The following is an 18993-nucleotide window of genomic DNA, read 5'->3' as shown; positions in this document are numbered from 1 at the left end:
TTATTAGAGCGGATAGTTTTTTTATTTAAAATTTTAGGTGAATTTTATATTAATTATTGGGATGATAATGCGACTGGTAAATATATACCTTTCTTGTGCTTGATAAATTTAAAAAATTGTGTGGAATATAAATGAATACGGTGATGAAACAAGCTTTAGTAATAGCTACATTCAGTGCAGCAGTAATATTGACTGGATGTGGAAAATCTAAGCCAGAACCAAAATCAAAAACAGATAAAGTTGAGGCAATTTCGGATTGGAGCTGTACGCATCCTGAGAATTTGAATCAGATTCAAACCTCATTGAAAAAAGAGTATTTGAAACAAATCGAACGCAGTTTAAGACAAAGTCAATATCAGGTTGATGAGGATATCCTTAATAAAATTAATCAAGGTTTGAAGTTTGAAATTAAAAGTATTCGCACTTTACCTTTAGAAGACGATAGTCAAAAAAATACGCAATTAAGTTGTGAAAGCCAATTGGTCATTTCATTTCCTAAAGGTTTACAAAAGCGTGCGGAAAAAGCATATATTGAAGAACAGCGTCACTCTGATGACGAATCGGGTACGCTCAATGACCATTTTTCTGATAGTGATTCACCTTTAACCCTTGAAAATGACCAATTGAAAGGTGAATTTTTCTATAACATCACAAAAACAGATAAAGAGGGTTTGGTGTTTGACTTGCCAAGTCAAAATACTGTGATTGAGGGTGTGGTTTTTGTTGCAACCAAAGCTGTGCAATATGCAGCTTATGTTAAAGAAAATCAGTCGCTTGAAGAAACTATTGAAGAAAATCGACAAATGTCTGAGGAAAATAATGAAGAGCAGACTTCTTTAGCTCAGGAAGCCATGGATGTTCGTAAAAAAGAATTGGATAGCGACAAAGCTAAGCAAGTGGAACGCTTAAATCAGACTTGGGATAAATTGAGTGCCGAGAAAAAAACTCAATTTAAACAAGATCAATCGGACTGGTTTAAAAAACGTGATGTTGAGTGTAAGGTACTAGCACAAAAAAGTGTTGATGAAATTCCTGAAAAAGATTTAGAAACTTATCAGAAACAATCGAATTACTGGACTGCTGAAATGAGTAAGCAAAACCAAGAGATGCAATATACACAGTGCTTTATCCAAAAGACTATAGAGCGAACGGTTTATTTAAATAATTTAAATTAATCTGGAACTCTCTATAAATACTTGGTCAATCGTATTTAAAATGGATGGGATTGATCAATTGCAGGCAAGTATTCTGATTTTGTAAGTAAATCTTTGACCCTGTAATTGTAGATAAATAAATAGTTTTATTACGCCCGAAAGGGCGTTTTTTTATGCTGTACAGTACTTAATAGATTTTGTGACTCACTTCACAGTGCTGGCAATTTGTTACAACTATTAAAAACCAAAGAGCAATTTTGATTCTACAATGGCGCGGTTTTTTCGAAGACTGGTTAGCGGAAGTAGGTTTTAAAATGGCTCATGCTCATCACGCAGTTCATGCACATGTTCATCATATCGAAGAGAGAAAAGAAGAAAGTTCTCAAGATGATTTAAAAATGAAAGTGATGTTAAGACAAACAGCTTCGACAACTGAAAAGCATAAAAAAACTGATACGAAAAGTCATCAATCTGAAGATCAAAATATTAATTTGCATAAGTTCTCAAGTAAGCTTGAAAGTATGTCTGCCGACCATAGTAAAGAGAAATGTGCCAAAAATATTCGCATTGCTTTACAAGCAGCAGGCGCTGATGTGTCTAAGCATCCAGTAGCAGCTTCAGACTGGGGGCATACGCTTGAGAAGAATGGCTATAAGAAAATTAAACCTGCTTTTAATCGTCCTCAAGAAGGCGATATTTATATTATTGAGCGGACGAGTGGCCACACATATGGTCATATTGCGGGATATACAGGGAATGGCTGGTTCTCAGATTTTCGCCAAAAAACCTATGCGGTATATAAAGAAAAAGATGTTAAATATAGCTACTATCGTCTCGATTCTTAAGCGAGTACGACATAGTTTGTCGGGACATATCTAAATCTGTTTCCAAATTTGTGTTCTGGCACAGTAACGCACTTGAAAATTAAGGTTGAAAACATCACATTAGGTATTCAGTATTAAGTCATGTCTGCCGATAGTGAATCAAAACGCTCGTCCTCATATTGAAAAAATTTTAGCCCACATGACCCAACTTCCAGGCGTTTATAAAATGCTAGGGAAAGAGGGCGAATTGTTATATGTCGGCAAAGCAAAAAACCTAAAAAATCGGGTATCGAGTTATTTTGTTAAAACAATTGAGCATCCTAAAACTCAGGCCTTAGTAGCCAGAATTTATGATATTGAAACTTTAGTCACTCGTTCAGAAACTGAAGCATTACTTCTCGAGCAAAATTTAATTAAACAACATCGTCCGCCTTATAACATCATGCTGCGGGACGATAAGTCATATGTCTATATTTTTGTATCGGCAGATAAGCCCTATCCTCGGCTTGCTAGCGGTCGTGGCAAAGGTAAGCACCAAATTGGTAAGTTCTTTGGACCTTATCCAAGTGCTTATAGTGCTCGTGATACTTTAGTAGTTCTACAAAAGCTTTTTAATGTACGGCAGTGTGAAAATAGCTACTTTGCACAGCGCAAGCGCCCCTGTTTGCAATATCAGATCAAGCGTTGTTCTGCACCTTGTGTAGGGCTAATTTCACCCGAAGATTACAAAGAAGACATTAATAATAGTATTCGCTTTTTGCAAGGCGATACAAAGGAGCTCAATCAAGAGCTTATTGCCAAAATGGAACAAGCGGCGGCTGAACTTGAATTCGAAAAAGCTGTTTTTTACCGTGATCGACTATCTTTACTTCGTGAAGTTCAAGCGCAACAAGCTGTTTTTAAAGTCAAGGGTGAGGCAGATATTCTGGCCATTGCATATCAGGCTGGTGTGACATGCGTGCAGATTATGTATGTACGCAATGGGCGAATGTTAGGTGGAAAAAGTTATTTCCCAGACATGCTAGGTGATGACCTTGGGCAAATGCTCAGTGACTTTATGGCTAACTTTTACTTTCAGGTTGCAGATGAAGTACCCAATGAACTCATTGTGAACATTGCATTGCCTGACCGTAAAGAATTAGAAGAAGGGTTGGCACAGCAGTTTGGTAAAAAAGTTCAGATTAAGAATAATGTTCGAGAAACTCGTGCTGAGTGGCTAGAGCTAGCCGAAATGAATGTTCAACATGCGATTAAGGGACAGTTGAGTAATCATTTAGAACTCAATGAACGTTTTCATCAGCTAGAGCAAGTGGTGGGAAGGCCTGTCGATCGTATCGAATGTTTTGATATTAGTCATACCATGGGCGAAGCTCCAATTGCGTCGTGCGTGGTGTTTGACCAAGGCGGTGCTCGTAAGCGTGACTATCGACAATTTGCCATTCAAGATATTACTGGTGGCGATGATTATGCTGCCATGCGCCAAGCCTTAACACGACGTTATAAAAAAGCCATATTGCCTGACTTACTATTGATTGATGGTGGTAAAGGCCAACTTCACATGGCGATGGATGTCATGCAAGAGCTTGGACTTGACGCTTTTATGGTGGGTGTATCGAAAGGTGAAGGGCGTAAGCCGGGTCTTGAAACCCTGCATTTTACAGATGGCACGAAAATCCAGTTACCAGAAGACAATAAAGCATTGCACTTGATTCAACAGGTGCGTGATGAAGCCCATCGCTTCGCAATTACTAAACACCGAGCTAAACGTGATAAACGCCGTAGTACATCGGTTTTAGAAGCAATTCCGGGTTTGGGTCCAAAGCGCCGTCGAGATTTATTAACCCATTTTGGCGGGATTCAAGGTGTTTTGAAAGCCTCTGAAAAAGAGCTAACACTTGTGCCTGGTTTTGGTGAGATGATGGCTAGAACGATTTATAAAATTCTGCATGAATAAGCATCGGTAAAGGCTGAGTGACAAAATAACTCGCCAATCACTAGATGATTGACCATTCACATTCCAATCAAAATGAGGAAAGATAGTCCCTAATAACACTTTCGTTTTAGGGAAAGGAATGTCTTTGCTGCGATTGTTTGAAGAAATAAAACAAAAGGAATGGATTGAAATACCCGAAGGGTGGTTGCAAGGACGGACAGTGTTTGGCGGTCTTGTGGCAGGATTGCTGATGCAAAAAGCATGCTCCAATATGCAAGATCCAAATAAAAGATTATTAAGTTGTAGCGTTACTTTTGTGGGGCCTGTACAGCAAGGGCCTGCTCAATTGACTATTGAAATTTTAAGGGAAGGAAAGTCGGTCACTACGCTTGAAACTCGTTTGTGGCAAGATGGCGCGGTACAAACCATTTTGGTTGCAAGCTTTGGTGTGCCTCGTACGTCGAATATTGAAGTACGCCAAGAACCGATGGTTCCAGTTTATCTGCCGCCAGAAGAGTTACAACCTCTTCCTTTTGCCAAACAAATGCCAGAATGCTATCAACATTTTGATGTATGCTGGGCAGAAGGTCATCATCCTGTTACAGGAAGTCATTATCCTGACTTTGGAGGATGGTCAAGGTTTTCTCCAGAGAAGCATGAAAATCGTCAAATGACTTTGCCAGATTTAATTGTTTTGATGGATATTTGGCCACCTGGTGTATTGCCCATGTTTAAACAAGTTGCTCCTGCAAGTTCTTTAACTTGGCACATTACCTATGTCCATCAATTTCGACATCAATTGTGTGACTGGTTTAAATATAAAGTGGTGACTGAATATGCCGGTGAAGGTTATTCCACAGAATATGCCCATCTTTGGGACCAAAATGATCATTTAATTGCAATTTTACGGCAAACTGTTACGGTATTTACTTAAGCAGTCCACTTCCTCGATTCATATATTTCGTATAAAGTGGCTGTTACAGATAGATACAATATTGAAGAATGTATTTTTGTCTGTTACAAGATGCATGAAGACTAAATTGGCGGTGTTTATGACCACAGGGCGAATCCTGAATATCCCAAATATCCTAACGTTGGCGCGTATAGCGCTTATTCCTGTATTTTTGGTGATTGTGTATTGGCCGCCTGCAATGGGGATTGGTGAGCAAGCAGGAAATATGAGTCGTCATATTATCTTGACGGGTATTTTTGTGTTGGCCGCTATTACCGACTGGTTTGATGGCTATTTGGCACGAACTTTAAACCAGACTTCAGCATTTGGCCGTTTTTTAGATCCAGTTGCAGATAAGCTCATGGTGGCTGCAGCACTGATTGTTTTAGTGCAGTGGAATCCAACCATTTCAATGGCTTTTGCGGCAATTGTCATTATTTCACGGGAAATTACAGTTTCTGCTTTACGTGAGTGGATGGCAGAACTTGGCGCAAGAACGAGTGTGGCTGTATCGACAGTAGGCAAATATAAAACAGCTTTTCAAATGATTGCCATTAGTGTGTTTCTACTCAATTGGCAGCCTTTAGAAATGTTGGCTTACGCGTTGTTATATACCGCCGTCATTCTGACTTTATGGTCAATGTTTATTTACCTAAAAGCAGCTTGGCCTTATTTAAAGCAACCTTAAGCTCAGATTGAATGATTAAGCCTTTCTATAATGAAAGGCTTTTTTATTTTCGAAAGTGCAAGAATCGGGTCGTCATCGGGCTTTAGCTACTTTAATGTAAGATATGAATGCTAAGGAGGTGACACATGCAAATGCTTTCTTCTCGGCAATTTGCTGTAATTGCCAATGTAATTGAATATTTATATGAACATCTAGATCAGCAACCCAGTCTGGACGATGTTGCGACTCATATGAATTTAAGTTCAGGTTATATCCAACGTCAGTTTCAGGAATGGGTGGGTATTAGCCCGAAAAAATTTGTTCAATATATGAGTTTGCAGCAGGCTAAATATTATCTGCTACAAAAGCGAAGTTTATTAGAAACTGCTTTAAACACAGGTTTGTCGGGTACTGGTCGTTTACATGATCTGTTTATTCAGCTCGAAGGGATGACACCTGGTGAATATAAACAGCAAGGCGAAGGCGTGATTCTTAATTATTCGGTTGAGCCAAGCCCCTTCGGTGAGTTGTTGGTTGTCAGTAGTGAAAAAGGCATATGTTCTATACGATTTATTGAAACTCACGAGAATATTGAAGATTTAATTAAGCAGTATTTCCCAAAAGCTCAATTGAAAAATCAGTCACCGGTTTGGCATCAACAAGTTGCAGAGTGGTTCGCACAAGATTTTTCAGAACACTTACAGCAGAAACTTCCTCTTAATTTGGCAGGAACCCCATTCCAGTTGCAAGTCTGGGAAGCTTTACTGACCATTCCAGAAGGTCAATTACGAACCTATCAAGATATTGCTGAGCAAATTGGTAAACCTAAAGCAGTGCGAGCCGTTGCCACCGCAATTGGACAAAATCCGATTGCATATTTGATTCCTTGCCATCGAGTGATCCGCGCAACCGGAATGGTCGGAGAATATCATTGGCAAAAGGGGCGTAAATTGGCATTGTTAGCTTGGGAGATGTCAAAGCAACAGGGAGAGACCGTATGACCTTGGATTTATTTTCTCCAGAGCCTTGTGAGAATTTATTACCCTACGATGGTGGAGTTCAGGACTATGGTTGTATTTTAAGCCCTGAAGAAGCTGAACAATATTTTCATTATCTTTACCAACACCTCGCGTGGAAACATGACGAGGCTAAGTTATATGGCAAGCACTTTATAACAGCTCGAAAAGTTGCATGGTATGGAGATGACTATTATCAATATAAATATTCGGGTGTCGCACGTGATTCTTTGCCGTGGGACAAAGCACTTGCCAAACTAAAACAACAGGTAGAGCAAATACTTTCAGAAAAATTTAATTCGTGCTTGGCAAATCTTTATGAAGATGGAACTCAAGGAATGGCTTGGCACAGTGATTCGGATGTGTCTTTGGCAAGAACCACAACAATTGCATCTTTAAGTTTTGGAGCTACCCGTAAATTTTCTTTTAGACATATTCAAAGTAAAGAGAAAGTTGAATTGTGGCTCCAACCAGGTCAACTCATTGTGATGCGTGGCGAGACGCAACAACATTGGCAACATCGTTTAAATCGCTCAACAAAGATTTTACAGCCGCGTATTAATCTTACTTTTAGGCAGTTTCAGTTTTTATAAAAATTGGGCAAGAAAAAAGCCCATGATGGCAACATGAGCTTATTCCTCTGAGGGGGATGCTTCTATTGATGAGCTGCTGATGAAAAGAATCATCAATAGGAGCTAAAATCATAATATGAGAATATTGTGTGATATTCAATGCATTAAAATGTAAGAAAAGGTTAAATTATCATAAAGTGGAGTTTTAGATTTCACCTTTTTCAGATAACTCCATAAAACGTTGTTCAATAAGTGCTGCATTTTCTTGCAAAATTTCGATGAGCTTTTCAACATTTAAAAAATCAAAACGATTTTTAGAGGCCACTAAAGTTAAAGCTAAAGGCACTTCTTTGTTCGAAAAACGAACAGGGACAGCAAGGCCAGAAACATTCGGATCAATCTCACCTTGTGAGAAATAGAACCCTTGTTTCTTAATTTTACGCATACGCTGAATAAAGCTTGGTTCATCTTCAGCAAAACCGGATTGTTTTAATTCTTGCTGGTAACGATGATAGTAGTCCTGCATCCGTTGTTTACTTAAATGCGAAACCATCGTTTTTGGAGATGACCCAACGTAAATCGGTCTTGGGCAGCCTCGGCCATATGAAAGTAATTCGGTGTCTTTGAAAATTTCATGATGAATGTCGATGCAATAGTCATCGTTTAAATAGGTGAGCAAGCAGCACAGTTCGGTACGCTCTACAATATTTCGCATAAATGGTGTGCTGATTTGAACCAGAGGGTCTGTTGTTCTTGATACATAGTCAAGAACTGCAATTTTTGAGCCTAAGGTATAATCGCCAGAGGTTCCATTAATGCGTTTTAATAGATCGGTAGACACTAGTTCTTTGAGATAACGGTAGCTAGTTGGTTTAGACAAGCCAAGTTCTTCGCAAATAATATCGACATTAATTATTGGACGCGAAACTGAAAATAGGTCCAATACGGTTAAAATTTTGCCAAAACTTGAAATTGCCATAGTGTCTTGTTCGTATCCTTTAACAATGAATCATCTTTGAGTTTTTATAACAGAAAAAAAGAAAATTTGTCTCAATTCTAAAATAAATGCCTAATTTGAGTATTTTACTCTGACAAAGAGAAAACTTCTCTTGGCTTATACATCATATACGATAATCAAAAAACATATCAAATTATCAAATAGAGATATTTTAGTTGACTAAATCGCTTTATTTTGAAAAAATTGCCAAACAAAATATCTAATCGAGAAATTGGTCGGTTCTAGGCAAATTTCTTGATACCTCTTCTTTCCAAAGTTTGGCCGTTTAAATAACGCTCAAATTGAAATCATCTGGGCCAATCAGGCAGGATGTGGAAAAATCATTGTATTGAAGGATGCTCCTCATCTCATTTGCTTTTAGGCAAATGTCACAGTTTTGTTGTCTCTAGAAAGGCAATTTAACATTGAAGAGCATGCTCATCAGTTCAAATCTGTATTTGAGATGAGTTCATGTTATTAAAGCAAATACTGGCGTTTCGCCCGAGTAGGCTTGATCTGATCTTTGCCTTAAAAACATTTATTGCCGGAATGTTGGCGTTATTTGTTTCATTTGAATTAGATCTGATTAACCCGATGTGGTCGATTGGTACAGTCCTGATTATTGCCAACCCTTATTCAGGAATGGTGTCTTCTAAGTGTGTCTACCGTGTTATAGGGACGATGGGGGGGGCAGTGGTTGCCTTAACGCTAACGCCCCATCTCATTAATACACCTTGGTTGTTTACCGTGGTGTTGTCATTGTGGGTGGGTTTTGCGCTTTATGTGTCTTTACTTGACCGGACTCCACGCAGTTATGCTTTTATGCTGGCGGGTTATTCGACAGCCATGATTGTCTTCAATTCGATTACCTATATTGATCAATACAATATTTTTGATATTGCTTTAGCTCGAGTCATCGAGATTTCGATTGGGGTGATTTCAAGTGCGGTGGTTTCTGCCACTATTCTTCCAATGCACATTGGTTCTGCGATTAAACAGCGCGTCATCAAAACGCTTAAAGATACAGAAAATTTATTTGCTAATTTATTAAAGGCTGACCCGCAGCAGAACAATACTCAGCTTTTAGCGACCATTACTCGTGACACCACAGATATTCATGCTTTGGCAGTACATTTGAGTTATGAAAAGGGTGAGTTGCATGGCATGACCAAACCCTTGCAGGAAATGCTTCATCAAATCTCAATGGTGGTGGCTAATCTGGTCGCTTTATCTGAGCGTATTAAGCAGCTTCAAGAACTTCGATTTATCGAAACGCATTCAGAAAAACTGCAACAGCTCTCCGCGCATGTTGTACATTTTCTGGAGCAAAAAGATTTAATTATTGATGAAAATATTTTGCAGTTACCAGATGAGTTTGAAAGTGATTTCTTGAGTTTGATGGAATCGGCTTCTACACATCAGCAAGTTTTGGTCGCAGCTATGAAAATGGATGTACGTCATTTCATTAGTAATGTTTTAGCGGTTAAAGTCTTGTGGCAACGAATTCAGCAAGGCAATAAAGAGATTCCTGACAACATTACGCCAATGACCACCAAATATCCAAGTTTACATCGTGACCATGGTGTGGCTATCCGAGGTGGTATTAGTGCAGTGCTCATTACATTTATTGTGACTGGGGTATGGATTATTTCGGGCTGGAAAGCTGGATTTATGATGGCGCAAATGGGCGCAGTAACAGCCTGTATTTTAACGGCCTTAGATAACCCCGTTCCGGTTTTGCGTATTTTTATCTGGGGTAGTATTGCTTCAGCAGTTTTAGTCTTTGTTTATGCATTTGGTATTTTTCCGCATGTCACCACATTCTGGGAACTTGGACTGGTTTTATTGCCGATGTTCCTGTTTGCTGTGTCTATGATGGCCAACCAGATGCTTATGCCAGTAGGCATGGTCTTAGGCATTAATACCATGATGGGGCTAAATCTACATAATGCTTATAGCATGGATGCGGTGTCTTATCTTGATGGTTCTTTTGCCATGATCTTAGGTGTTTTGGTGTCTTTGGTTGTGATTGATGTTGTTCGTGCAATGTCTCCAGACACCAGCGCTAGCCGTATTTTAGCGTTGCATTATCGTGCAATGAGACAGGCGATCTATTTGCCTTATGGCCTTGATTTTAAAGTTCATCTACGCAGCATGCTAGACCGAATTGGAATTCTTAACAGTAAAGTAGTCCAATCTAATGAGATTAAAACCTCAATTCATCAAGCATTGATTGAGTCGAGCAGTATTGTTGATTTAAGTAGATTACAAGAATTGGCAAATCAGTCTCCTCAAAATTCAGAGCTGGCTCATCACATTGGAAATCTGCAACAAAATCTAGATGAATTGTTTAGAGCCAAAGAAAATGATGTAGATAATACGGCGGCTTTGGTTGAACAAATCCATCGCGGTTTATTTGAATTAAAACAGCTTGCTTCAAATATTGAAGATATGACGATGCGACAAAGATTACTCATTTCACTTAATAATATTGCTTATAGCATGTGTCATGTTTCATCAGATCAAATGAATGAGAACAGTACTTTGAGAGGAGCGCCAGCAAATGGGTGAGTTTAATGTTTATGGTATTTACGTGCCTTCTTTGCTCGTCCAAGCCCTCTTGGCATATATATGTTTCCGTGGGTTGAGTCCTTTGACCAACAAGTGGATTGCACAAGGCTGGATTGCATTACCTAGTATTTTCAATTTGTGCTTTTACCTTTTATTGCTTTTGGTCATACATCAAATTTTTGTTGGGGTGGGTGCATAGAGATGATTGCGAAATTAAAGATTGAGTTAGGTGAGTGAAATGAATCAGGTGGATTTGAAAAAGGTCATCCGTCCAGTAATTTTGATTGTCGCATTAATGGTGGCGGTCTATACCATTGTGCATTTGTGGAACTACTATAATGCAGCGCCGTGGACACGCGATGGTCGAGTGCGTGGTGACGTTATTCAAGTATCTTCGGATGTCGCTGGTCTTGTCACAGAAGTATTGGTTCAAGATAACCAGACTGTGAAAAAAGGTCAGGTGCTCTTTAAAATTGATGTTTCTCGTCGAGCTTTAGATGTAGAGCAGGCCAAATCGGATTTAGCAAAAGCAAATGCAGCCTTTGCTCAAGCGCAGGCGGGTTTGGCACAAGCAAAAGCGAATTTGATTAAATCAGCCAGTAATATCAAATTGGCCGAGAAAAATGCCGGTCGTTACTCGAACCTAATGGATGGCGCTATCTCTAAACAAGAACAAGACCAAGTGTTTGCCACACGTGATCAATCCCTTGCAGAGCATGAGCAACTCCAAGCAGCAATTCAGCAGGCGGAAGCAACTGTTAAGCAACAACAGGCTCTTATTGAGGTTGCAACAAGCAATGTACATTTGGCCGAGCTTAATATGCATCGTGCCGCGGTAATTGCCCCAGCTGATGGTACATTATCTAACTTTGATATGCGTCCAGGTAACTATGTCCAAGTTGGGCAGGCTGTTGCAGCATTACTTGATCGCAAACAGCTCTATGTGGTGGGTTATTTTGAAGAGACCAAGTTAAATCGTATTCATGTAGGCGATCAGGCTACTGTGCAATTAATGGGTGATAACCAGAAAATTAAAGGACATGTACAAGGTATTGCATCGGGTATTGAAGATCGTGAGCGCTCAAGCAGCTCTAAACTTCTTGCCAATGTAAATCCAACTTTTAGTTGGGTTCGTTTAGCGCAGCGTGTGCCTGTGAAGATTGTGTTAGATGAAACACCGAAGAATGAACTTGCTTTTGTCTCTGGACGAACTGCGACTGTGCATATCGTTGAAAAATAAAATCGAAGTGATTTAATTAAAAAAGCATGTAGTTTTAATTACATGCTTTTTTGTTTTATGGCGTTAATCCAACTGGATTTCGATACCAACTCTGAATGAGTAGTGCAGCAGCAAAACTGTCTGCGGATAGCTTTTTTGCTCGACCTTGTTCTTGGTAAAAACCTAGTTCTTCTCGCGCTTCACGTGTAGTTAAACGCTCATCTACCATCAACGTTTCTATGTTGGTTTGATGACGTAAACGTCTCGCAAATTTGCGGGCACGTGTAGAGAGTTCGGACTCACTATCATCCATATTTAATGGCAGGCCAACCAAAAATAAATCGGGTTGCCATTCTTTCACAATTTTTAAGAGCTGATCCCAGTTTGGAATACCATCTTTCATGACAAATAGAGGGAGAGGATTGGCACTTTCAATTGAAGACTGGCCAATCGCCATTCCCATTTTTTGAGTACCAAAGTCAAAAGCCATAATCGATTTTGATTGTGTTTCGGTCATTAAGCGTGTCCGATTTCAGATGCTAGCCACGCGCGGTCTACACCAATTTTTTTATAAGCTGCATCCCAACGATCGTCATAAGGCAGGTTAAAAATCAGATCCATGTCGGCATCACAAATGAGCCAGTCACCACGTGTAATTTCGTCTTCTAACTGATTTTTGCTCCAGCTCGCATAGCCGAGAGCGATCTGATATCGACCTACACCTTCGTTATGGGCAATTGCATCAAGAATATCTTTACTGGTGGTAATACAAACATTTTCACCTACAGCAATAGATGAATGCCATGTTGGTTGTCCAGTATGAAGAACAAATCCAGCTTCGGGACGTAAAGGGCCACCTTGTAAAACCGCATGTGGATTTACATTGTCTGCTTCAATGTCGAGGTCATGGAGTAATTCTTTAATTTGAATACCAGAAGGACGATTAATAATAATGCCTTGAGCACCTTCTTCATCATGACGGGCAAGATAAATTACAGTGTTTGCGAAAAAGTCATCTGCCATTTCTGGCGGGGCAATCAGACAACGGTGAGTCAGATATTGTTTGGTCACCTAAGCGGTTCTCCCTCAAAAAATGTCACTAGAGGGCCTCTCGACCCTTTTATCTATATAGGTTCTTTTTATCAACATACAAGAGTTAATCGGATTTCGCCAATCTTTTTCTCTCATTTTCTTTATTAATTTGAAGAAGCCTGAAATTTAAGTTGGCGTAATTGTTTTGCGTGCTGTAAGGTTGTTTCATTAATTTCAACACCACCTGACATGCGAGCTAACTCATAAATGATTTGATTTTCATCAAGTTCTACAATTGTACTGCTCGCTGGGTCAGTTTGTTGTTTTTTCACCAATAAATGCTGATCAGACTGTGCAGCAACTTGTGCTTGGTGAGTAATACATAAGAGTTGGACATGTTGTGCCAAGTCAGCAAGTAAACGTCCTACAACTTCTGCGGTGCCACCACTGATCCCGACATCAATTTCATCAAACACCAAAACTTCAGATTCAGTTTTTTCAGCATTCATGACTTGCATCACGAGTGCAATACGAGAAAGCTCACCACCTGAGGCCACGCGTGCCAATGGTTGTGGAGGGATACCCTTGTTGGCAGTAAATAAAAGTTGAATAAAGCTTAAACCTTCCGCACCCGGTTGTTCTAATGGTTCAAACTTAAACTCGAAGTGTGCTTCTGGTAGCGCTAAAGGTTTCACTTGTTCAGTTAATTGTTTAGCAAGCGGCGCGGCAGCTTCACGACGTATATTGTCTAAATGCTGAGCTTTTTCTAAAAACTCCTCATGAGATTTTTCAACTTGCTCTGCCAGTGTTTCTGGGTCTTCAAGTTGATGCAATTGCTCAAGCTCACGTTGCCAACCTTCATATTCTTCTTTAAGCGTTTCTGGTTGAGTTCGATATTTACGTGCCAGACGATGAAAAACCTCAAGTTTAGTATTGAGCTCTTCCATTCGCTCGGGATCAAAACTTTGACGATCAATAAATTGACGCAAGTTTGCCGTTGCATCATCTATTTCACTTTGGGCATTCAATAAAGAATTATAAATCTCAGAAAGGTGTTCGCTGCGGCCCGCGTGGGACTCTAATCTGCGAATAATCGAAGACATTTCTTGAGTAATATTTTGTTCAGCTTCATCTAAAATATTTAAGCTATAGCTACAGTCTTGCATGATATGTTCATGATGACTAAGACGATCAAACTCTTGCTCAATTTCTTTATAGTCGGTTTGAATGACCTCTTCGAGTTCCTCGATTTGATGCTCTAAAGTGCCAATGCGTTGCAAACGTGTTGCTTGTGCATCTAAGGCAGCCTGATGCAAACGAATCGTGCGTTGCCATGAGCTGTAGGCTTCACGGACATCATTCGCTTCAACGTAAAAATTGTTATAACGATCTAACCAATGCTTTGGGTAAGGTGGTTCAAGAAGTTGCTGCTGGCTGTGCTGACTATAAAGTTGAACGAGCAAACGTCCTAACTCTTTGAGTTCAGATAAACTGCTTGGGCGGCCATTCACCCATGCTTTACTGCGTCCAGTTGCAAAAATAACGCGACGTAAATGAATTTCCCCAGAATCATCATCTAGCTCGTGTTCTTGGAGCCATTTTGCTTCAGGACTATTATTTTGATAGGTAAAAACAGCGGTGATATCCGCTTTGTCCGAACCATAACGGACATAATTTGTATCTGTACGATCCCCTAGACAGGCAGAAAGTGCATCCAGTAATAATGATTTTCCGGCACCTGTTTCACCTGTTAGAACATTAAATCCCTGTTCTATATCAATAGCTAAATGATCAGCTAATGCAAAATTAATTAAAGTTAAATGTGTGAGCATAAACGCATCCAACGCGCCAAATTATGGGTTAAAGATAGAGAAGTTTTGAATTTGCTACAAGTGATCTATTATTCTAACTGAAATTATAGAACAGCAAGATTGCGGATATTTACAATGAAAAAAACATTAAGCTTACCGAAACCGTCCTTAGGGATGATCAATCGCCATAAAAAAAACAATCCTGCGGAAATGAATAAAATTTTAAATCAACATTTTAATGCTTTTAAACAAGCAGCCGCACAAGGCAATTATGCCAAAGCTTATCAACATGTTAAACAAGCCGTTAGTTTAGTTCCTAAGCATTCGGGAGCTTTATCTGACTTGGCTTATACCGAGCTACGCTTAGGTCGTTATACCGATGCCTACCAACATTATTTACAAGCGATTCAGGCAAGTGGAGCTAACGTAAATACAAACTTATATGACGGGCTCACAGAAGTTTGCCATCATTTAAATAAAAAAGAAGAAACAATTAAATTTGGACGCTTGGCAATTACAACCAAAAAAGAACTCGTTAAAAGTGAACCTGTTTTACCGATTCCAAGTCATGCGCCACCTGAGTTTAGTTCAAATCCTGAAGAAAATATTATTGCTTTCTCTTTGTTTGGAGCCAACCCGCGTTATTGTGAAACCTCTATTTTAAATACTCAGCTAGCCAAACAGATTTATCCAGAATGGACGTGTCGATTTTATGTGGATGATACTGTACCAGTACTTGTACAACAGCGCTTAAAAGAGAAGGGGGCGCAAGTGGTACAAGTGACGGACTCTCAAAAGCAATTATCAGGGCTGTTCTGGCGTTTTTTTGTGATGGATGATCCAACAGTTAAGCATTTTCTGATTCGTGATGCCGACTCTATTGTGTCGCACCGTGAAAAGGCGGCTGTAGATGCATGGCTCAAGAGTGATAAATGGTTTCATTTAATGCGAGATAGTTATTCTCATACCGAACTAATTTTGGCTGGAATGTGGGGTGGATGTACAGGGATTTTTCATAATATTGAAGCACATATCAGAGATTATGTTGCCACCGGACGTTATCTGGATAATCGGGTGATGGATCAGCATTATTTGCGCTATTGTATTTGGCCGACTTTAAAACAGAGTGTGCTTATACACGATAGCCAGCAATTCGATTCAGATGCTAGCGATTTTCCCGCTTACGATCTGGCGTTAATGCAAAATGACAGTGAAAATTTTCATGTAGGAATGAATGACGGCTTACCAGTAGTGACCACCGCAGTCGCCCATCCAACAGCACAAAGAGTGAGTTGGGTACTTTTAGATGAAAATCAGGTCGAAGTTTGCAGATACGATGCAATTGTGTCGAGTAATCGAAATATTGAGATTAACTTACCTCATGCTTTTGCCAAAAAAATTCAGGCAGAGCAGTGGAAATTACAAGTCTATCCGTATGAAAACTGATTGATTAGTTATTTAGGCACAATTAAACTACATTCATCATAATTTATATAAATATGGCATTATCTGGAGAATGTGCATGAGTACAAACCAATTTGATCATGTAACGGTCATCAAAAAATCAAACGTTTATTTTGGTGGAGCATGTATCAGCCATACCGTGCAATTTGAAGATGGAACGAAAAAAACACTAGGTGTTATTTTGCCGACTGAGCAAGCTTTAACTTTTGAAACGCATGTTCCTGAGCGTATGGAAATTATTTCAGGTGAATGTCGCGTAACAATTGCAGACAGCAATGAAAGTGAGTTGTTCCGTGCGGGGCAATCATTTTATGTGCCAGGCAATAGTCTTTTTAAAATCGAAACTGATGAAGTGCTCGATTACGTGTGCCATTTAGAAGGCTAAGAAATTCCTATTCAAATCGGGTACACTATGCCCAAAGAAATCCTGCGAAGTTGGCTTTGCAGGATTTTTATTTTTTTGCTCAAACGTTGTTAGAGGTCATGCATGGCAAAACAGGAATATTATTATGGCGTTCATTCAGTGGAGTCATTGCTAGAGCTTGAGCCAGAGCGTGTGCTAACCCTGTTTACTTTAAAAGGACGGGATGATCAGCGTTTGCAAAAGATTTTGCAATTGGCAGAGCCTTTTGGAATCAGTGTACAAAAAGCAAGCCGCGATAGTCTTGAAAAACTTGCAGGCCTACCATTTCATCAAGGGGTGGTGGCAGCAGTGCGTCCACATCCTGTCTTAAATGAGCAAGATCTTGATCAAATCTTAAGTGAAACTCCAGATGCCTTGTTGTTGGCATTGGATCAGGTGACAGACCCACATAACCTAGGGGCTTGTATTCGTACTGCCGCTGCGATGGGTGTGCAAGCAGTTATTGTGCCTCGTGATCGTGCAGCAAGTTTAACGCCAACTGCTCGTAAAGTTGCAGCGGGTGGAGCCGAGAAAGTTAAATTCATTCAAGTCACAAATTTAGCTCGTACATTGGCTCATCTTAAAGAAACAACGCATGTGCGCGTGATTGGGACCATGCTTGATGAAAGTGCATTACCACTTCAAAAATGCGATTTTTCTGGTCCAGTTGTGATTGTGATGGGAGCCGAAGATACCGGTTTGCGTCCTATTACACAGGCACAGTGTGATCATAAAGTTTATATTCCTATGTCAGGAAATCTACAAAGTCTAAATGTCAGTGTAGCGACGGGTATGGCACTTTATGAGGCTTGCCGCCAGCGTTCTGAGGTATAATTTAGCTGCCTTTCTAGTTTTTAAGTCATCTTGATATGTCTCCCCGTAAGCAAGGTTATTTCTTTGTATTGGTGACCATGTGCATTTGGGGCGGGTTTACGCTTTTTGCCCGTTTAAATGCACAGTGGCACATCAGTGCTTGGGATATTGCCGCACTGCGCTTCGCTATAGCTTTTCTAATTTTAATGCCTATTTTAATCTATAAAAAAGATCTCGCTTTTTTATGGAGTAAGCATGCGGTTATTTTGGCGTTGATTGGCGGAGTCATTTATTGTCTTACCGTCTATACCGCTTTTCTCTATGCTCCCGCTGCGCACGCTGCAATTTTCTTAAATGGTTGTATTCCAATTTGTACTGCGTTTGCAGCATACATTTTATTTAGACAGCCATTTGATAAACATACCTGGGCTAGTCTTGCAATCATGATCGCGGCTTTGGCCCTTATGAGCGCTTTGATGCTGCAAGGTAATGCCTCTGCTTTTGGAATAGGTGATTTACTCCTTTTTATTAGTGCGATTTGGTGGGGTATTTTCACTGTATTACTTAAACAGTGGAAACTGTCTGCATGGCACTCAATGGCAAGTGTTGCGATTTGGTCTGCAATTATTTATTTGCCAATCTATATTTTATTTTTGCCTAAGCATTTCATGGAAGTCAGTCCTGTTCATTTAGCGATACAGGGCATTTTTCATGGCGTGTTTGTCGTTATTATTGCAACTCTGACTTATGTTGCAGCGATTCAGAGACTTGGTGCTTTTAAAACAGGAAGTATTGTGACTTTGGCGCCGTTTATTGCAGCAATATTGGCTGTGCCATTGTTGGGTGAGTCACTCAGTTCATCTATTGTGGTGGGCTTGGTCGGTATGGGAGTGGGTGCCTTACAACCTTGGCGATGGTTTCGACCAGATAGCTTGGCACAAAAAATTAAACAGCAAAATAAACCAAATTAATTTGTGCGTTTCAAATAACTTTGATGTAACGGCTCTAATTGTTGATGTAAATGTTCGAGTAATCCGTCATTAAACACAATGTCATTTGCAAGTTCGCGTTTACGCTCGCGTGGCATTTGTGCTGCAATAATTTTCTGAATTTGTTCTTGGTTTTGCCCATCGCGTTGGCTGGCACGCTGAATTTGAGTTTGTTCACTCGCATCAACTAATAAAGTGTGATTAACCAGTTGATGCTGATTGGTTTCAAAAAGTAATGGAGAAACCAAAATCACATAGGCGCTACGCGGATTTTGTAATTGCTGGATAATAGATTGGCGAATGGCTGGATGTGTAATTTTCTCAAGTGTTTGTCTTGCTTCAGGGTTTTGAAAAATATGTTCGCGTAGGGCACGACGATCTAGATTTCCATCGGATTGAAGCACCCAATCTCCAAAAGTTTGTTGGATTTTTTGAAGCGCAGGTTGGCCTTTTTCAACTACTTCGCGAGCAACGATGTCAGCATCGACGACTTGTATTCCTTGGGATTCAAACCATTGTGTTGCAGCAGATTTTCCGCTACCAATTCCACCTGTGACTCCCAGAATAAAAGCCATC

20 protein-coding genes and 1 pseudogene are annotated in these 18993 nt (G+C 39.9%); 16 read left to right on the top strand and 5 right to left on the bottom strand.

Translation table 11 applies throughout. The annotated features are described in order from the left end of the window. Positions 1 to 12 precede the first annotated feature (12 nt). The 8 genes from F935_RS18565 (at position 13) to F935_RS13750 (ending at position 7139) form a co-directional block, all read left to right on the top strand. Positions 13 to 135, top strand: coding sequence for a hypothetical protein (locus F935_RS18565; protein WP_080645777.1), 123 nt, complete (start codon positions 13 to 15; stop codon positions 133 to 135). Then, complete coding sequence (locus F935_RS13780; protein ID WP_016139457.1) at positions 132 to 1175, top strand: lysozyme inhibitor LprI family protein; 1044 nt, start codon at positions 132 to 134, stop codon at positions 1173 to 1175. The genes F935_RS18565 and F935_RS13780 overlap by 4 nt, the downstream gene beginning before the upstream one ends. Before the next feature lie 293 nt (positions 1176 to 1468). After that, positions 1469 to 1999, top strand: a complete 531-nt coding sequence (locus F935_RS13775; protein WP_035366529.1) for a peptidoglycan hydrolase — start codon at positions 1469 to 1471, stop codon at positions 1997 to 1999. 133 nt (positions 2000 to 2132) lie between these two features. Further along, the gene (gene uvrC, locus F935_RS13770; protein ID WP_016139455.1) at positions 2133 to 3932 is read left to right on the top strand and encodes an excinuclease ABC subunit UvrC; all 1800 of its coding nucleotides are present in this window, start codon (positions 2133 to 2135) and stop codon (positions 3930 to 3932) included. Between the two features lie 118 nt (positions 3933 to 4050). Continuing rightward, positions 4051 to 4845 carry a thioesterase family protein gene (locus tag F935_RS13765; RefSeq protein ID WP_016139454.1) on the top strand — a complete coding sequence of 265 codons (795 nt, stop codon included), beginning with the start codon at positions 4051 to 4053 and terminating at the stop codon, positions 4843 to 4845. A 118-nt stretch (positions 4846 to 4963) separates the two neighbouring features. After that, positions 4964 to 5551, top strand: coding sequence for a CDP-diacylglycerol--glycerol-3-phosphate 3-phosphatidyltransferase (pgsA, locus tag F935_RS13760; protein WP_016139453.1), 588 nt, complete (start codon positions 4964 to 4966; stop codon positions 5549 to 5551). 125 nt (positions 5552 to 5676) lie between these two features. Continuing rightward, on the top strand, positions 5677 to 6531 hold the full coding sequence (locus tag F935_RS13755; RefSeq protein ID WP_016139452.1) for a methylated-DNA--[protein]-cysteine S-methyltransferase: 855 nt from the start codon (positions 5677 to 5679) through the stop codon (positions 6529 to 6531). Next, entirely contained in the window at positions 6528 to 7139 is a 612-nt protein-coding gene (locus tag F935_RS13750; RefSeq protein WP_016139451.1) for an alpha-ketoglutarate-dependent dioxygenase AlkB family protein, read from the top strand. Before F935_RS13755 ends, F935_RS13750 begins: the two co-directional genes overlap by 4 nt. A 184-nt stretch (positions 7140 to 7323) precedes the next feature. Here F935_RS13750 and F935_RS13745 read toward each other — a convergent pair whose 3' ends face one another. After that, complete coding sequence (locus F935_RS13745; protein ID WP_016139450.1) at positions 7324 to 8097, bottom strand: IclR family transcriptional regulator; 774 nt, start codon at positions 8095 to 8097, stop codon at positions 7324 to 7326. Positions 8098 to 8464: 367 nt separating this feature from the next. Here F935_RS13745 and F935_RS18560 point away from each other — a divergent pair. The 4 genes and pseudogenes from F935_RS18560 to F935_RS13730 all read left to right on the top strand — a co-directional run bounded on the left by F935_RS18560 (position 8465) and on the right by F935_RS13730 (position 11926). Next, positions 8465 to 8596: pseudogene (locus tag F935_RS18560) on the top strand (hypothetical protein). Next, entirely contained in the window at positions 8587 to 10686 is a 2100-nt protein-coding gene (locus F935_RS13740) for an FUSC family protein (RefSeq protein WP_016139449.1), read from the top strand. Before F935_RS18560 ends, F935_RS13740 begins: the two are co-directional and overlap by 10 nt. Continuing rightward, entirely contained in the window at positions 10679 to 10885 is a 207-nt protein-coding gene (locus tag F935_RS13735; RefSeq protein ID WP_004795042.1) for a DUF1656 domain-containing protein, read from the top strand. The genes F935_RS13740 and F935_RS13735 overlap by 8 nt, the downstream gene beginning before the upstream one ends. 39 nt (positions 10886 to 10924) lie before the next feature. After that, positions 10925 to 11926, top strand: a complete 1002-nt coding sequence (locus tag F935_RS13730; protein WP_016139448.1) for an HlyD family secretion protein — start codon at positions 10925 to 10927, stop codon at positions 11924 to 11926. Positions 11927 to 11981: 55 nt separating this feature from the next. Here F935_RS13730 and ruvX read toward each other — a convergent pair whose 3' ends face one another. The 3 genes from ruvX to recN form a co-directional block, all read right to left on the bottom strand. Further along, positions 11982 to 12422 carry a Holliday junction resolvase RuvX gene (ruvX, locus tag F935_RS13725; protein ID WP_002115066.1) on the bottom strand — a complete coding sequence of 147 codons (441 nt, stop codon included), beginning with the start codon at positions 12420 to 12422 and terminating at the stop codon, positions 11982 to 11984. Then, complete coding sequence (locus F935_RS13720) at positions 12422 to 12976, bottom strand: YqgE/AlgH family protein (protein WP_016139447.1); 555 nt, start codon at positions 12974 to 12976, stop codon at positions 12422 to 12424. The genes ruvX and F935_RS13720 overlap by 1 nt, the downstream gene beginning before the upstream one ends. A 125-nt stretch (positions 12977 to 13101) precedes the next feature. Continuing rightward, complete coding sequence (gene recN / locus F935_RS13715) at positions 13102 to 14769, bottom strand: DNA repair protein RecN (protein WP_016139446.1); 1668 nt, start codon at positions 14767 to 14769, stop codon at positions 13102 to 13104. A gap of 114 nt (positions 14770 to 14883) precedes the next feature. On the opposite strand from recN, the gene F935_RS13710 reads away from it, so the two are divergent. From F935_RS13710 to F935_RS13695, 4 genes are all read left to right on the top strand, one after another. Next, positions 14884 to 16194 (top strand): tetratricopeptide repeat protein, encoded by a 1311-nt coding sequence (locus F935_RS13710; protein WP_016139445.1) that lies wholly within the window; start codon positions 14884 to 14886, stop codon positions 16192 to 16194. Between the two features lie 76 nt (positions 16195 to 16270). Further along, entirely contained in the window at positions 16271 to 16597 is a 327-nt protein-coding gene (locus F935_RS13705) for a pyrimidine/purine nucleoside phosphorylase (RefSeq protein ID WP_016139444.1), read from the top strand. A gap of 102 nt (positions 16598 to 16699) precedes the next feature. Continuing rightward, complete coding sequence (gene rlmB, locus F935_RS13700) at positions 16700 to 17449, top strand: 23S rRNA (guanosine(2251)-2'-O)-methyltransferase RlmB (RefSeq protein WP_005037200.1); 750 nt, start codon at positions 16700 to 16702, stop codon at positions 17447 to 17449. A 35-nt stretch (positions 17450 to 17484) separates the two neighbouring features. After that, on the top strand, positions 17485 to 18399 hold the full coding sequence (locus F935_RS13695) for a DMT family transporter (RefSeq protein WP_016139443.1): 915 nt from the start codon (positions 17485 to 17487) through the stop codon (positions 18397 to 18399). On the opposite strand, the gene coaE is transcribed toward F935_RS13695, so the two are convergent. After that, the gene (gene coaE, locus F935_RS13690) at positions 18396 to 18992 is read right to left on the bottom strand and encodes a dephospho-CoA kinase (RefSeq protein ID WP_016139442.1); all 597 of its coding nucleotides are present in this window, start codon (positions 18990 to 18992) and stop codon (positions 18396 to 18398) included. The genes F935_RS13695 and coaE overlap by 4 nt on opposite strands. Position 18993: the final 1 nt, after the last annotated feature.

The sequence above is a fragment of the Acinetobacter calcoaceticus ANC 3811 genome (genome assembly GCF_000399665.1).
Taxonomy (GTDB): Bacteria; Pseudomonadota; Gammaproteobacteria; order Pseudomonadales; family Moraxellaceae; genus Acinetobacter; species Acinetobacter calcoaceticus_B.
Note: the sequence above shows the minus strand (reverse complement) of the source record. Positions and strands in the feature narration are given on the sequence as shown.